The following is a 13,962-nucleotide window of genomic DNA, read 5'->3' on the forward strand; positions in this document are numbered from 1 at the left end:
ACCCGTCGTTAGTCTCTGCTTGGGCGGGAATACCGTAAACTGCTCTGGCACTCGGCGACTTGTCGGCAACTCGATTACGCACCGCTCATCCCCCTGCGCCAACCGCTTCGTCGTTTAGGGCATGAGCCTTTTGATCCACGTGCTTTATCCGCTGATGGATCTCAGGCCCGTGCTTCATGAGGCGGCGCTGCATCTCTTTACTGTGCTCATCGGCTTTGGCCTTCGTCCTGCGCTTTAAGTAATGCCCTGGCATCCTGGACTTGGGGGTCCACCCCATGAGAAAGCACCGTAGCTGAACCTCTTCGTCCGATCCCAACCCGCTGGTGTCGGCGTAGGTCGAGAAGTCTTCGTTCCATTGATGCCGCAGGACATGGGCGCTAACTGAGCCGACGTCCGGGTGCCTCTCCCGCAGCAGCGCGAACATTCCGGTGATCGCGCTATCCGAAAGAGGCTTGCCGTCCTCTGCGACGAAGAGGATGCCGTGCTTCCGCGCAAGTTCGATCTTGTTGCGGACCTCAAGGTATTGCTCTCCAAGGCTGGTCAGGACCTCATCGAGAGGAGCGACGCGCTCCAAAGTCTTTGCGTTCGGTTGCCTCCGACGCTGGTCGCGCTTGTCGTCCTGCCGGCGTTTAATTTCGCAGTACGCTTGACCCCGGTTGAAGTCGCGCACCCGAAGGCCGAGCAACTCGCCGCGCCGCATCCCAGTGCCGAGGAGCCAGCAGACGATCACCCAGTTCCGCAGGCGCACGAACGGATCGCTCCATGGATTTATCCGGCTATCCGGGTGAACGACCTCCAGCAGCCTGGCGCGCTGTTCGGACTCCAAACTGATGCGGCCCTTACGGCTTACGGAGGGAGCTCGCTCCTCAATCTGTTCGACCACATCGACTAACCTCACCCCGTACTCGTGGGCCCTTACGAAGGCCTCGTCGGTACCAATCGCACCGCTCGAAAAGCGGGACTTTTGCCGCTCACCGAGCCATCTCAGATAGCTGGTGGCGTAATGCAGCCTGATCCGGGTTGTCTCGGGGGCTACCGTCTGCACCCGTGCCGTAGTCGGAAGCCTACGGAGGAACCTCGCGGCAGAGCGGCTCCTCAGTGGGAAAAACTCGGACGTGGACAGCACCTTCGCTGCTGTTCGCAGGTGGGCGAACGGCTTGGATGCATCGGACACCAGGGCGTCGAGTTCCCCCACTTCGAAGAATGTCCCTGCCCTGATACGCTCGGCCAGGTCGATGCCATGCCGCCAGCAGAACAGGTGAATGAGCATCGCCCCTCTCAGGGCCTGTTCCACGGTGGCGGCGCTCTTCTGACGGTACCTCGTAATCGACCAGACAGTCGGGTCGAAAAGCGGAATGCCGCCGTCGTCGAGCAGCATTGGGCATCGCTCTCCGTCGGAGAGAACGACCAAAGCGATCTTCAGTCGGAAGCTGCCTTCGGCTTTGGGTAGACGCGCCATAACGCTCAAAAGCTAGGACCGCGCCCACAAGAATGTCAATTGCGCACATTACCGATGTTCAACAGGTACTTAGATCAACTTGTGGACATCTCCCTGCCAAGATGCGCGTAAGAACTTGTTGTACGAGACCCCGGCCGAGGCCACGAGCCCGGTGCGCTCCAGGATCTCGGCCCGGATCGCCTTCGCCACGGCCGTGGCGGTGGGCAACCCGAGAAGATTCTCGGTGACGTCGAGATAGGCCTCGTCGAGGGCCACCGGCTCGATGAGCGGCGTGTGCCGGGCGAAGACCGCGCGGATCTCCTCCGAGACCGCCCGGTAGACCTCGAAGCGCGGCTTCACGAACAGCAGGTCCGGGCAGAGCCGCCGGGCCGTAGTCGACGGCATGGCCGAGCGCACGCCGAACTTGCGCGCCTCGTAGCTCGCCGCCGCCACGACGCCCCGCTCCCGCGAGCCGCCCACCGCCAGGGGCTTGCCGCGCAGGGACGGGTCGTCGCGCTGCTCCACGGAGGCGTAGAACGCGTCCATGTCGATGTGGATGATCTTGCGGAGCGCGACCTCCGGATCCATCGCCGCCTCGGAGATCCGCGGTGAGTTCCTGCTCTGTTCCAAAGACCGCGGTGGGCCAGCGGGGTCAAGCCGCGTCGGAGAGGGCTTCAACAGGAGTCCGGCCCGCGCCCGTCATCGCGAGCGCAGCGAAGACGGGAATAGCCTTACGCCACGCTGCCGTAGAGGTCGTAGGCCTCGGCCCGGTCGATCTTCACGGTGACGATGTCGCCGACCCGCACCGGGCGCCGGAAGGCGGCGTGGACGGTGCCGTCGATCTCCGGCGCGTCGGCCTTGGACCGGCCCCGGGCGACCCCGCCCTCGACGGCATCGACGATGATCGGCAGCCGCTTGCCGACCTTGGCGCGCTGCAGCCGCAGCGCGATGCCGTTCTGCGTCTCCATGAACCGGCGCTTGCGCTCGGCCTTCACCGCCGGCGGCACGAGGTCGCCGAGCGCGTTGGCGGTGGCGCCCGCCACCGGCTCGTACTCGAAGCAGCCGACCCGATCGAGCTTGGCCTCCTGCAGCCAGGCCAGCAACTCCTCGAACTCGGCCTCGGTCTCGCCGGGGAAGCCGACGATGAAGGTCGAGCGGATCGCGAGGTCCGGGCAGGTCTGCCGCCAGCTCCGGATCCGGTCGAGCTGGCGCTCCTGGTTGCCGGGCCGGCGCATGCGCTTGAGCACCGACGGGCTCGCGTGCTGGAGCGGCATGTCGAGGTAGGGGAGCACCTTGCCCTCGGCCATCAGCGGGATGACCTCGTCCACGTGCGGGTAGGGGTAGACGTAGTGGAGCCGCACCCAGGCCCCGAGCTCGCCGAGCTCCTTGGTCAGGTCGTAGAACTTGGCCCGGACCTGCCGGTCGCGCCACGGGCTCTCGGCGTAGCGGATGTCGACGCCGTAGGCGCTGGTGTCCTGCGAGACGACGAGCAGCTCCTTCACGCCGGCCTTCACCAGCTTCTCGGCCTCGCGCAGCACGTCGGCGGCGGGGCGGCTCACGAGGTTCCCGCGCAGGGACGGGATGATGCAGAAGCTGCAGCGGTTGCTGCACCCCTCCGAGATCTTCAGGTAGGCGTAGTGGCGCGGGGTGAGCTTGATCCCCTGCGGCGGCACGAGGTCGAGGAACGGGTCGTGGGCCGGCGGCACCGCCTCGTGGACGGCGGCCACCACCGACTCGTAGGCCTGGGGCCCGGTCACCGCCAGGAGATCCGGATACTTCTCGCGGATCTCCTCCGGCTGCGCGCCCATGCAGCCGGTGACGATCACCCGGCCGTTCTCCGCCATGGCCTCGCCGATGGCCGAGAGCGACTCCGCCTTGGCCGAATCGAGGAAGCCGCAGGTGTTGACGATCACCACGTCGGCGCCGTCGTGCCGGCGGGCCAGCTCGTAGCCCTCGGCGCGCAGGTGGGTGAGGATCCGCTCGGAATCGACCAGCGCCTTCGGGCAGCCCAGCGACACGAACGAGATCTTGGGGGCCGTGATTTTGGATTCGGCTCCGGAAGCGGGGCCGCGGGGAGCAGGCGTGGCGGTCATGGCATTCGGGTCGGACAGGCCCGGCGCGGGCAACCGAGGATCGGTCGCCCGAAGCGCGAGGACGGGAATTCGGGATCGCGGTTCCTATACAAGCTCCCGCGCCGCCGCGCGAGACCGGCCGCCGCAGGGGTGACCGGACCGGCGCGCGCCGCTGACGCAGAACCGGAAACTTGGCTGTTTGACCAGGACTTTGCGCGCCTGCCCTGAAATCCCACATGAAGCCGCGGGGCCACGGTCTGCGTCGGAGGCACGCCCTGTCTGCCCCCCGGGGCGGTCCCTGCGTGCAACTGCCGCTTCCCCCGCGGCATCGCCTGTGCGACGGCAGCGTGACAGGATCTGCCCCGCCCTCGCCCAGGACAACAGCCCGAACCCGGTCATGTGGACCCGAGAGATCCCCTTCATCGATCCCGTCGCGGCGGCGGCCCGGCTGCGTGCCCTGCCCGGGCTCGCCTTCCTCGACAGTGCCATGCGGCACGACTCCCTGGGTCGCCATTCGATCGTGGCCGCCGAGCCGTTCGCACGCTTCCGCTACCGCGACGGGCGGGCGACCCTCGACGGAAATCCGGTGCCGGGCGGTCCCTTCGCGGCTCTGCGGGCGTGCCTCGCGCCGTACCGGATCGAACCGGACGCCGAAGAACCCTTCCCCGGCGGGGCGATCGGCTATCTGGCCTATGACCTCGGGGCATCGCTGGAACGGGTGGCGCCGCCGGCCCGGCGGGCGGGGCTCACCGACGACATCGCCCTGAACTTCTACGACACGGCCCTGGTGATCGATCACGCCGCGGGCACTTGCCGGCTCGTCGCCACGGGGTTCCCGGAGACCGCACCGGCCCAGCGGCAGGCCCGCGCGGAGGCGCGGCTCGCCCGATTCGCCGACCGGCTCGGCGGCGCGGAGATCCCGAGCGCGGCCGCCGCCGGAGCGCCGGAGCCGCTCACATGGCGCTCGAACTTCGACCGACAAACCTATGAAGAGGCTGTCGAAAAGGTCCGCGCCTACATCCGGGCGGGCGACATCTACCAAGCCAACATCGCCCAGCGTTTCACCGCCGATCTCCCGGCCGGCTTCGATCCGTTCGCCCTCTACCGGCGGCTGCGCGCCACCAACCCGGCGACCTTCGGCGCCTATCTGGAGCTGGAGGGCCTGACCGTCGCCTCGTCCTCGCCCGAGCGGTTCATCCGCCTCGACGGCCGTCACGTGGAGACCCGGCCGATCAAGGGCACCGCCCGCCGCGCGGATAACCCCTCGGACGACCCGGCGGCCGACCGGGCGGCGGCCGAGGCGCTCCAGGCCAGCGTCAAGGAGCGGGCCGAGAACGTCATGATCGTCGACCTGCTGCGCAACGATCTGTCCCGGGTCTGCGCGCCGGGCAGCGTCGCCGTGCCGACGCTCTGCGGCCTGGAGACCTACGCCAACGTCCACCATCTGGTGTCGGTGGTGACCGGAGAGCTCCGCGACGGGCTCGACGCCCTCGACCTCCTGGAAGGGACCTTCCCGGGGGGCTCGATCACCGGCGCCCCGAAGATCCGCGCCATGGACATCATCACCGAGATCGAGGGCGACGCCCGGGAACTCTATTGCGGCGCCATCGGCCGGATCGGCTTCGACGGGGCGCTCGATACCGCGATCGCGATCCGCACGGTGTTCATGGACGACCGACAGGCGGTCCTGCAGGCCGGGGGCGGGGTGACCCTGCTGTCGGAGCCCGGCCCGGAATACGACGAGACCCTCGCCAAGGCCGCCCGCGTCTTCGAGGCCTTCGCATGATCCTCGTCCTCGACAACTACGATTCCTTCGTCTTCAACGTCGTCCGCTACCTGGAGGAGCTGGGCGAGGAGGTCCGGGTCGTGCGCAACGACGCCCTGGACGTCGCCGGCATCCGGGCGCTGGCCCCCGAGGCCCTGGTGGTCTCGCCCGGCCCCTGCACCCCGGCGGAGGCCGGCATCTCCCTGCCGGCGATCCGGGAGCTGTCGGGGGCGGTGCCGATCCTCGGCGTCTGCCTCGGCCACCAGGCGATCGGCGCGGCCTTCGGCGGCACGGTGGCGCGGGCGCAGCGGCCCCTGCACGGGCAGATGACGCCGATCGCCCATACGGGCGAGCGGCTGTTTTCCGGGCTGCCGGCGCCGATGCCGGTGGGGCGCTACCACTCGCTCGTGGTGACCCCCGGCCCCGAGATGGAGAAGCACCTCTCCGTCGACGCGGTCTCGCAGGAGGGGGAGGTGATGGCCCTGTCGCACCGGACCCACCCGACCTACGGCATCCAGTTCCACCCGGAATCGGTCCTGACCGAGGGCGGCCACGCCCTGTTCGCCAATTTTCTGGGGCTGGCCCGGGCCTGGCGGGAGGGACAGCGCGATGCTGTGGCGTGACGGCGCCCTCGTCGCGGGGACGACCGCGCCGCTGGACCTCACCGACCGCGGCCTGACGCTGGGCGACGGCCTGTTCGACACGGCGCTGGCGCTGGGCGGCCGGGTCGCCTTCGCGGAGGCCCACATCGCCCGGCTCGTGACCTCCGCGGACGCGCTGGGGATCCCCGCCGCGCCGGACCGGATCCGGGAGGCCATGCGGGCGCTGGCCGGCGCGGGGGGCGGGACCGGGGAGCGGCTCGCGATCCGCACCACCCTCACCCGCGGCTCCGGCCCGCGCGGCCTGAAGCCGCCGGAGGATCCGAGCCCGACCCTGTTCGCCACCGCGGCGCCGAGCGCCCGCAGCGCGGCCTTCGCGCCCCTGCGCCTGTGGCCGACTTCGATCGCCCGCAACGACACGTCCCCGGCCGCCCGGCTGAAGACCTTGGGCTACGGCGACGCGGTGCTGGCCGCCCGCGACGCCGCCGCGGCTGGGTTCGACGAGGCGCTGTTCTGCAACACCCGGGGACGCGTCGCCTGCGCGGGCACCGGCAACCTGTTCGGCCTGTTCGGAGAGATCCTGGTGACGCCGCCGCTGACCGACGGCGTCCTCGCCGGGATCGTGCGGGCGGAGATCCTGGCGCTCGCCGCCGGATGCGGGCTCCGGGCGGAGGAGCGGTCGCTGAGCCTGCCCGAGCTGATGGGCGCCGAGGCCGTGTTCCTGACCAATTCCCTGCGGCTCCTCGCCCCCGTGACGGCGGTGGGCGAGACGGCCTTCGCCAGCCTCGGGCACCCGGCGGTCCTCCGCCTCAGGGCGGCGCTCCGCGAGTCGGTGGCCCGCGCCTGCGGGGTGGCGGAGGAGTCCGTCGCGTGACCGGGCAAGCGGTCGAGACGGGCCGCCGCCGGCTCCGCTACGGGCTCGCGGCCCTCTACGCCTTCATCGGGGTGGTGCATCTCGTGGCGACCGACGCGATGCTGCCGCTGATGCCCGACTGGGTGCCGCAGCCGCGGCTCGTCATCCTGGCGACCGGCCTGTGCGAGATCGCCGGCGCCGTCGGCCTGCTGACGGGCCGGTTCCGCCGGGCGGCCGCGCTCGGCCTCGCCCTCTACGCGGTCTGCGTCTACCCGGCGAACCTCAAGCACGCCTTCGACCACGTCGCCATCGCCGGCATCCCGGATTCCTGGTGGTACCACGGCCCGCGCCTGGCGTTTCAGCCGGTCTTCGTCTGGGCGGCGCTCTGGGCCGGCGGGCTGATCGACTGGCCGTTCGGCGGGGATCGCGGATCCGCCGGCGCCGCGCCCCGGACCGCCCGCGCTCCGCAGCGCCCGCCGACGCCACCGGGACGGGACGCGCAGGCCCCCATCCGGGATCCCTGATCACAGGATCCCCGGATCCCCGGGTCCCGGCAGGCCCTGATCACAGGATCCCGGGCCATGGACCGGCCGCCAGGCGGCCCGGAAGACCGCCCCCCGGCCCCGAACGGCGGACGACAGGCCGACGCGTCGCGACCCGGGCCCGCCCGTCTCTGCCCGACGCGGTGGGGGGCGCCTTCGAAACCGCCCTCGACTACCTGTGCCCGGATCCGGCCGGAAGACGCGCCCGGACGGGGCGGCCGCCGAAACCCCGAAAGGTTCCTCCACAGGCCGAAGATATCGCCCGGATACAGCCGGCCGGACCGGGGTTCACCGAGGAGGCCGCCGACACCGACGGCGGCCCTTCAACGGAGACAGACCGCCATGGCCAAGCAGAAGACGCTGCAGGACGCCTTCTATGAGACCCTGAAGGACGTCTACTATGCCGAAAAGCAGTCGGTGAAGGCGCTCAAGAAGTCCGCCAAGGCGGCGGAGCACGACGCGTTGCGCCAAGCCTTCGAGACCCATGCGGAGGAGAGCGCCCAGCAGGTGGAGCGCCTGACGCAGGTCTTCGAGATCATCGGCAAGCCGGCCCGGGCCAAGACCTGCGAGGCGATGCAGGGGATCGTCTCCGAGATGGAGGAGGACCTCGACGACTTCGCGGGCAGCCCGGCCGCCGACGCGGTTCTGGCCGCCTGCGCCCAGGCGGTGGAGCATTACGAGATCGCCCGCTACGGCACCCTGAAGACCTGGGCCGAGCAGCTCGGCTACGCGGATGCCGCCAAGCTCCTGGACGAGACCCTGCAGGAGGAGAAGACCACCGACGCGCTGCTCTCCCAGATCGCCGGGACGATCAACGCGGCGGCCGATGCCGGGGAGGGCGAGGCGGAACCGGCGAGGGGCAAGGGCAAGAAGGGCGCCTGATCGCCCGCGGGACCCGGCGCCCCTCGCGGGTGCCGGACAGCGGGGCCGCCCTCCGGCCGGGCCCGGCTCAGTTCGCCTTCTCGATGGCGCTGAGCGGCGTCCAGTAGCAGCGGTCCTGCGCGTCCTTCAGGGCGAGGCAGCCGTAGCTCATCGTCCGGGACTCGAGCCGGACTTCCTCGCCGGGCTTGAAGGACCGGCACTCGCCGCTGGCGAGGCTGCCCTTCAGCAACTGCCCGAACCCGGATTCGTCGCCCGCCATGACCAGCTTGAACAGGCGGTCGGTGACCTCCTGGCTGTGGCAGCCGAACCGCTCCTGGACGACCGTCTCGGCCGCGGCGGGCCGGGACAGGGCGGCGGTGACGGCGAGGGCGGCGAGGACGGGCAGGGCGAAGCGCATGCGCGGAACATATCCGCGGACCGCCCCGTGTCGAGCCCTCGGCGCGCCGGGGAGCCGCGGAGGATCGCCGCGGGTAACCCCGGCGCGGATCGCGGCGCGGTCGATCAGGAACGTGGCACCGCTCGGCCTCGGAACCTGGACGGGGGAGGTTCCTTCAATCCCAGCCGGCGCGTCCGGAGCGGGAATCCCGGCGTCGGCGGTCCGCCGACGCGCGCCCGGAAGCCCCTTCTCGAGAGCGCGGGTGCCTCGCGGGATCAAGCCGCCCCCGGCTGCCGCGAAGGCCGCCGTCGCCGGCGTGCCGGGCGGCGAGGACGGGCAGTGCCGATTTGCCCTACGCGGCGACGGGCCTGACCACGACGTCCTCGGCATAGACGAGGGTTGCCATGACGCCGGACCGGATCCGATCGAACACCGCGTCGAGATCCCCGACGCTCTGCATCAGCACGGCGCACGAGAGGGCGACGATCTGCGGGGTGCGATCCGTCCCTTCGGCGAGGAAGTCGCGGATCGCATCGACGAGGGACGCGGTGGCGTCCGCCTCCGCGGAGGCGCCGAGGACATGCAGGCAATCCTGCCGCAGGGACACGAGATTGCCGTCAACGACCGAGACCCATTGCCGGTCGTGATCGTAGATGAGCCAGCGCACCGATCCCGCCGCCACGGGAGCCAGTCCCGCGAGATAGCGCTGAGCGGCTGCATCATCGAACATGGCGCGGGTTTAACGCCCGGCGGCCGGAACGCCAACGCGTCGGATCACCGTTGCGGAGCCCGGCCGATCCGCCGCGACGGGCCCGCAGATCGGGCCGCGGGCGTTCGAGCGGCGCGGCCTGACAGCGCCGCTCGAACGCGGACAGACGAAGGTCCCGGTCGCGGATCTCGCGAGGCGGTCGCCCGATTCGGATCCGGGCCACGCGCCGCTACGGCCCACCCCCCGCCTCGTCGCGCTTGGCCGCCTGCCACGCCGCCTCCATGGCGGCGAGGTCGGAGCGGCCGAGGGCGCCCCCGGAGGCCGCGAGGTGCCGCGCCATGGCGGCGAAGCGGCGCTCGAACTTGGCGGTCCCGTCGCGCAGGGCGGTCTCCGGGTCGATCCCGGCATGCCGGGCGAGGTTGGCCACCGAGAACAGGAGATCGCCGATCTCCTCGGACAGGGCCTGCGGGTCGCCCGCCGCCAGGGCCTCGGCGACCTCGTCGGTCTCCTCGCGGACCTTGTCGACGACCTGGGCGGCCTCGTCCCAGTCGAAGCCGTAGGCGGCCGCCCGCCGGGAGATCTTCTCCGCCCGGGCGAGGGCCGGCAGCGCCCGGGCGACGCCACCGAGCGGGTCCGGCGTTGGATCCGGCGCGGCGCCTGTATTCTGCCGCGCCTCTTGCCGCTCTTCCTGCCGCTCTTTCTGGCGGGCCGCCCGTTCCTGCGCCTTGATCGCCGCCCACTGGGCCTCGACCTGGGCCGGATCCCGCAGGGGCGAGCCGGCGGGCAGGGGCGTGCCGTCCGGGGAGAAGACGTGGGGGTGGCGCCGGACCAGCTTGTCGCCGATGGCGCGGGCCACGTCGTCGAAGGCGAAGGCGCCCTGCTCCTCGGCCATGCGGGCGTGGAACACCACTTGGAGTAGCAGGTCGCCGAGTTCGTCCCGCAAGTCGCGCAGATCCCCCCGCGCCACCGCGTCGGCGACCTCGTAGGCCTCCTCGATCGTGTAGGGCACGATGGTGGCGAAGCTCTGCGCCACGTCCCAGGGGCAGCCGGCGACGGGATCGCGCAGGGTCGTCATCAGGCGCAGGAGCCGGCTCAGAGGCGCCTCCTCCGCAGCACCCGCCGCCTTCGCCCCGCCCGGCCCAGGCCGGCCCGCATCGCGTGTCTCGCTCATGCGGATGGCGTTAGAGCATGGCGCGGCGCAGGGAAATCCGCCCGCCGGCGTGCCCCTCGGGATCGCGATGCAGGTCCGGCCGCGCCAGTGGGCCATCGACGCGCGGGCCCCGGGGGCATCCGGCTCCGGCGGCCGTCAGCGCGTCGCCCGGACGCAGGGCGGCTCCCGGGCCGGTGCCAGGGTGAACGACCAGAGGATCCGGCCGACCGAATCCGTCAGCACCGCGCCCCGGTCAGGAGCATGGGGCTGGCGGTCCGGCCCAGCTCCCGGGCGCCACGGATCGCCGCCTCCACGCCGTCCGCCTCCAGGTGGTCGCTGGCGGAGGCGAGGCCGCAGCGGCCGTCCGCATGCTCGAGGGTGTGTCGGAGGCAGAAGGCCGGCATCGCTTGGGCCGCCGCGAGGCGAATCACCCGCCGCCCGAGGCGCGGGCACGAGCCAAGCGCCGACGTGAGCGGTGCCGCCGGTCGGCGCGACTGATCCAGATCAAGCGGATGCGCATGCGCCGCCGTCCGGCCCGCGCGCCGTGTCGCAGGGTGTCGCAGGCCGCCCGCGCCGGGCCCGCCGCCCGCTGCGGGAGGTCCGCGCGAGGCCGTGCCGGGTCTTGTTCCAGCGCAGCGGGGCGCGGATCAGCTCGATGAGCGCCAGCCACGCGGCCAGGCTGACCAGCAGGAAGTAGACCGGCATCCACGGGACCGACTGGGCGAGGTCCCCCCAGCCGCGCCGGGCGCAGCCGGCGAGGGCGGGCAGGACCAGGGCGGCGAGCCCCGTCCCGAACAGGGTGATGGCGAGCCCGGTGGGCAGGTTGTCCAGGAAGGCGGGCGCGGCCGGGATCTCCAGGACCAGGAAGGACCACGCCGCCGCGACGAGGCAGACCGGGTAGGCGAGCGCCGAGGCCACCGTCCCCGGGACCAGCGCGACGGCGCAGAGCGTCTCCAGGCCGCCGAGGCTGCGTGCGGTGTCGAGGGGGCGCCGCCCGTGGGTGAGGCTGGTCTGGACCAGACCTTTGAGCCAGCGGGTGCGCTGGCCGAGCCAGGGTCCGAGACGGGCGGGGGCCTCCTCGAAGGTGGGGCTAGGCAGGTCGCCGACGGTGTAGCCCGCGAGCGCCAGCCGCAGGCCGAGATCCGCATCCTCGGTGACGTTGTGGGCATCCCAGCCGTGCAGCGCCCGCACCACCGCGGTGCGCAGGTGCATCGAGGTGCCGCCGAGGGGGACCGGCAGGCCGCAGCGGGCGAAGGCCGGGTTCAGCACGTCGAACAGGCCGGCATATTCGAGGGCGAAGACGCGGGCGAGATACGAATCGCCGGCATTGTCGATCACGAGCCGCCCCTGGAGGCAGGCGGTGCGCGCGGGCAGGCGCGCGAACAAGGCGGCCGCCAGCCGCAGCTGTCCGGGATCGGGCACGTCCTCGGCGTCGTAGACCGTGAGCAGGGCGCCGCGGGCCAAAGGCAGCGCGGCGTTGAGCGCCCGGGGCTTGGTGCGCGGGCCGCCCGGGGGCACCGTGATCACCTCGAACCGGGCCGGCAGGGTGTCCCGGGGAAGGGCGGAAGCGGTCTCCGCGTCGTCCGCCTCGAGCAGCAGCTTGATGTCGAGCTTGGCGGCCGGATAATCGAGGGCGGAGAGCGCCCTGAGCAGGTCCGGCACCACCGCCGCCTCGCGGTGGAGGGGGACGAGGACCGTGTAGACCGGCAGGTCGGCCTCGGCGAGGGGCGCCACCGCCTCCGGCTCCACCGGGGCCGCGATGGCGAGGGCCGCGATCCGGAGGGCCGCCATGGCCAGGAACAGGATCTGCCCGGCGATCACCACCGCGCGCGCCAGCGGGGGCGGCAGCGCCGCGCACAGGCAGAGCGCGGCGGTGACCGCGAGGGCGAGGACCAGCAGCCAGCGGAGGGCGGGCTCGGGGGCCGTCGCCCGCTCGGGGGCGCGCCGCCGCAGGTCGTGCGCCGCATGATCCGCCACCTGCTCGGGGATGGCCGCGAACACGGCCTCGCGCAGGCGCGTGGGGCTGGTGATCGCCGGCATGGCAGCGCGGCCCGGGGCGTCGAGGAGGTCCGCGATCGCCCGGCCCCAGGGCGCCAGCACCCAGGGCGACACCGATCCCGGCGCCAGCGGCGCGAGACCGGCCACCAGGCTGTCGGGGAAGCGCAGGCCCAGGCCGAACGGGATCGGGCCGTCGAGGTAGGGGGCGCCGAGCGCCCGGGCCAGGGCTTCGTAATAGGCCGATTCGGCGATCAGGCCGGCATTCAGCAGGGCGGTCGCCGCGTCGGTCCCGGCCGCGGCCGCCGCGGCGGCCGCCCGGACCAGCAGCCGGCCGTCGACGCCCTCGGCCAGCAGGAAGGCGATCTCCGACGGCAGGGCCGCCGGCCCCGCGGGCGGGCGCTGGACCGACACGCCGCGCTCCCCCGGTGGCCCCAGGACGTGGTAGAGGAGGGGGGTGAGCCAGTCCCCGCCCCCACGCTCCGAGAGGAGCACCACCCCCTCCCGATCGTCAAGAGGCGATAGGACACGCATCCCATCCCGGTGCATGGCGGCCGTGCTCGCCGCCGCGCTCCTCGCGGCCCCGGCCGCGCCCGCCGGTGCTGCAGCCGGTGCCACCGCCGAGGCCACAGGTGTCACCGCCACCCCCGCCGTCACGGTGCCGGATTTCTGGAACCCGCGCAGCCGGGGCGAGCGGATCGAGGCGCCCCAGACCGGCCGGGCGGTCCGCTTCCTCACGGACGACGAGTTCCCGCCGCTGCACTTCGCCGGCCCCGACGGCAACCCGACGGGCTTCGTGGTCGAGCTCGCCCGCGCCGTCTGCGAGAAGCTGACGATCACCTGCACGGTGCAGGCGCGCCGCTTCGACACCCTGCTCGATGCCCTCGACAGCCGGCAGGGCGACGTGGTCGCGGCCGCCATTCCCCTGACGGCGACGCTGCGGCAGAAATTCCTGGCGACGCGGCCGTATTTCCGCTGGCCGGCGCGGTTCGCCGCCCGGACCGACAAGGGCCTGCCCGTCCCCTCGGCGGCGGCGCTCGCCGGACGCAGCGTCGGGGTCATCGCCGGCAGCGCCCATGCGGCCTACCTGAAGGCGTTCTTCCCGAAGGCCGTGGCCAAGGACTTCACCGACCTGGCGGCGGCCGAGGGCGCGCTCAAGCGTGGCGAGATCGACTACCTGTTCGCCGACGGCCTGAACCTCGCCCTCTATGTCGGCGGCCAGGACGCGGAGACGTGCTGCGCGCTCATCGGCGGCGACTATCTGGAGAACCGCTATTTCGGGGAGGGGATCGGCCTGATCACCCGCCCGGAGGACGCCGCCCTCTCCCGGGCCCTGGACGACGCGCTCCAGCGGGTCTGGGACGACGGCAAGTACACCGAATTGTACCTGCGGTTCTTCCCGGTGAGCCCGTTCTGACGGACTTCCTTCCTGGGCGATGATGCCGCCGTCGACCGGTTCATGCCGGACGGGGCGGCGGAGCCGGGCGCCGCAGTCTCAGGCCACGAGCGCGGGCGCGCGATGGAACCCCGCATTGCACCGTCAGGCGTTCCGCTCCGATGCGAACCGCTCTAGGGTGCGCG

13 protein-coding genes and 1 pseudogene are annotated in these 13,962 nt (G+C 72.1%); 6 read left to right on the forward strand and 8 right to left on the reverse strand.

Annotated elements, in window-relative coordinates; all coding sequences use genetic code 11:
- Positions 1 to 85: 85 nt before the first annotated feature.
- The 3 genes and pseudogenes from ABC766_RS00875 to rimO all read right to left on the reverse strand — a co-directional run bounded on the left by ABC766_RS00875 (position 86) and on the right by rimO (position 3,531).
- The gene (locus ABC766_RS00875; protein ID WP_345820655.1) at positions 86 to 1,378 is read right to left on the reverse strand and encodes a site-specific integrase; all 1,293 of its coding nucleotides are present in this window, start codon (positions 1,376 to 1,378) and stop codon (positions 86 to 88) included.
- 189 nt (positions 1,379 to 1,567) lie between these two features.
- Positions 1,568 to 2,026 (reverse strand): annotated as a pseudogene (locus ABC766_RS00880) (DNA polymerase IV); the annotation flags it as partial.
- 143 nt (positions 2,027 to 2,169) lie between these two features.
- Positions 2,170 to 3,531 (reverse strand): 30S ribosomal protein S12 methylthiotransferase RimO, encoded by a 1,362-nt coding sequence (gene rimO, locus ABC766_RS00885; RefSeq protein WP_043379826.1) that lies wholly within the window; start codon positions 3,529 to 3,531, stop codon positions 2,170 to 2,172.
- Between the two features lie 376 nt (positions 3,532 to 3,907).
- On the opposite strand from rimO, the gene pabB reads away from it, so the two are divergent.
- The 5 genes from pabB (at position 3,908) to ABC766_RS00910 (ending at position 8,151) form a co-directional block, all read left to right on the forward strand.
- Positions 3,908 to 5,296 (forward strand): aminodeoxychorismate synthase component I, encoded by a 1,389-nt coding sequence (pabB, locus tag ABC766_RS00890; protein ID WP_043379677.1) that lies wholly within the window; start codon positions 3,908 to 3,910, stop codon positions 5,294 to 5,296.
- Complete coding sequence (locus tag ABC766_RS00895; protein WP_043379680.1) at positions 5,293 to 5,898, forward strand: anthranilate synthase component II; 606 nt, start codon at positions 5,293 to 5,295, stop codon at positions 5,896 to 5,898. Before pabB ends, ABC766_RS00895 begins: the two co-directional genes overlap by 4 nt.
- Complete coding sequence (locus ABC766_RS00900) at positions 5,885 to 6,748, forward strand: aminotransferase class IV (protein WP_345820658.1); 864 nt, start codon at positions 5,885 to 5,887, stop codon at positions 6,746 to 6,748. Before ABC766_RS00895 ends, ABC766_RS00900 begins: the two co-directional genes overlap by 14 nt.
- Positions 6,745 to 7,251, forward strand: coding sequence for a DoxX family protein (locus ABC766_RS00905; RefSeq protein WP_043379683.1), 507 nt, complete (start codon positions 6,745 to 6,747; stop codon positions 7,249 to 7,251). The genes ABC766_RS00900 and ABC766_RS00905 overlap by 4 nt, the downstream gene beginning before the upstream one ends.
- Positions 7,252 to 7,611: 360 nt before the next feature.
- Complete coding sequence (locus tag ABC766_RS00910; RefSeq protein ID WP_345820661.1) at positions 7,612 to 8,151, forward strand: ferritin-like domain-containing protein; 540 nt, start codon at positions 7,612 to 7,614, stop codon at positions 8,149 to 8,151.
- A 67-nt stretch (positions 8,152 to 8,218) separates the two neighbouring features.
- On the opposite strand, the gene ABC766_RS00915 is transcribed toward ABC766_RS00910, so the two are convergent.
- The 5 genes from ABC766_RS00915 to ABC766_RS00935 all read right to left on the reverse strand — a co-directional run bounded on the left by ABC766_RS00915 (position 8,219) and on the right by ABC766_RS00935 (position 12,879).
- Positions 8,219 to 8,548, reverse strand: coding sequence for a hypothetical protein (locus ABC766_RS00915; protein WP_043355615.1), 330 nt, complete (start codon positions 8,546 to 8,548; stop codon positions 8,219 to 8,221).
- Between the two features lie 331 nt (positions 8,549 to 8,879).
- A complete protein-coding gene (locus ABC766_RS00920; protein WP_043379694.1) occupies positions 8,880 to 9,257 on the reverse strand; it encodes a hypothetical protein in 378 nt (125 codons plus the stop codon).
- A gap of 208 nt (positions 9,258 to 9,465) precedes the next feature.
- Positions 9,466 to 10,407: a nucleoside triphosphate pyrophosphohydrolase gene (gene mazG / locus ABC766_RS00925; protein ID WP_345820664.1), complete on the reverse strand. Its 942-nt coding sequence runs from the start codon at positions 10,405 to 10,407 to the stop codon at positions 9,466 to 9,468.
- Positions 10,408 to 10,622: 215 nt separating this feature from the next.
- Complete coding sequence (locus ABC766_RS00930; RefSeq protein ID WP_274927529.1) at positions 10,623 to 10,790, reverse strand: hypothetical protein; 168 nt, start codon at positions 10,788 to 10,790, stop codon at positions 10,623 to 10,625.
- A gap of 100 nt (positions 10,791 to 10,890) precedes the next feature.
- A complete protein-coding gene (locus ABC766_RS00935; protein WP_345820666.1) occupies positions 10,891 to 12,879 on the reverse strand; it encodes a glycosyltransferase family 2 protein in 1,989 nt (662 codons plus the stop codon).
- Positions 12,880 to 12,928: 49 nt separating this feature from the next.
- On the opposite strand from ABC766_RS00935, the gene ABC766_RS00940 reads away from it, so the two are divergent.
- Entirely contained in the window at positions 12,929 to 13,798 is an 870-nt protein-coding gene (locus ABC766_RS00940) for a transporter substrate-binding domain-containing protein (protein WP_210274695.1), read from the forward strand.
- Positions 13,799 to 13,962 lie beyond the last annotated feature (164 nt).

This window comes from Methylobacterium fujisawaense, assembly GCF_039619325.1.
GTDB lineage: Bacteria > Pseudomonadota > Alphaproteobacteria > Rhizobiales > Beijerinckiaceae > Methylobacterium > Methylobacterium fujisawaense.

Excerpts from the sequence above, each read along its gene's own strand:
- ABC766_RS00875 (WP_345820655.1), bottom strand. The coding sequence starts at position 1,378 with ATGCTGCTCGACGACGGCGGCATTCCGCTTTTCGACCCGACTGTCTGG.
- rimO (WP_043379826.1), bottom strand. The coding sequence starts at position 3,531 with ATGACCGCCACGCCTGCTCCCCGCGGCCCCGCTTCCGGAGCCGAATCC.
- pabB (WP_043379677.1), top strand. The coding sequence starts at position 3,908 with ATGTGGACCCGAGAGATCCCCTTCATCGATCCCGTCGCGGCGGCGGCC.
- ABC766_RS00895 (WP_043379680.1), top strand. The coding sequence starts at position 5,293 with ATGATCCTCGTCCTCGACAACTACGATTCCTTCGTCTTCAACGTCGTC.
- ABC766_RS00900 (WP_345820658.1), top strand. The coding sequence starts at position 5,885 with ATGCTGTGGCGTGACGGCGCCCTCGTCGCGGGGACGACCGCGCCGCTG.
- ABC766_RS00910 (WP_345820661.1), top strand. The coding sequence starts at position 7,612 with ATGGCCAAGCAGAAGACGCTGCAGGACGCCTTCTATGAGACCCTGAAG.
- ABC766_RS00915 (WP_043355615.1), bottom strand. The coding sequence starts at position 8,548 with ATGCGCTTCGCCCTGCCCGTCCTCGCCGCCCTCGCCGTCACCGCCGCC.
- ABC766_RS00920 (WP_043379694.1), bottom strand. The coding sequence starts at position 9,257 with ATGTTCGATGATGCAGCCGCTCAGCGCTATCTCGCGGGACTGGCTCCC.
- mazG (WP_345820664.1), bottom strand. The coding sequence starts at position 10,407 with ATGAGCGAGACACGCGATGCGGGCCGGCCTGGGCCGGGCGGGGCGAAG.
- ABC766_RS00930 (WP_274927529.1), bottom strand. The coding sequence starts at position 10,790 with ATGCCGGCCTTCTGCCTCCGACACACCCTCGAGCATGCGGACGGCCGC.
- ABC766_RS00940 (WP_210274695.1), top strand. The coding sequence starts at position 12,929 with ATGGCGGCCGTGCTCGCCGCCGCGCTCCTCGCGGCCCCGGCCGCGCCC.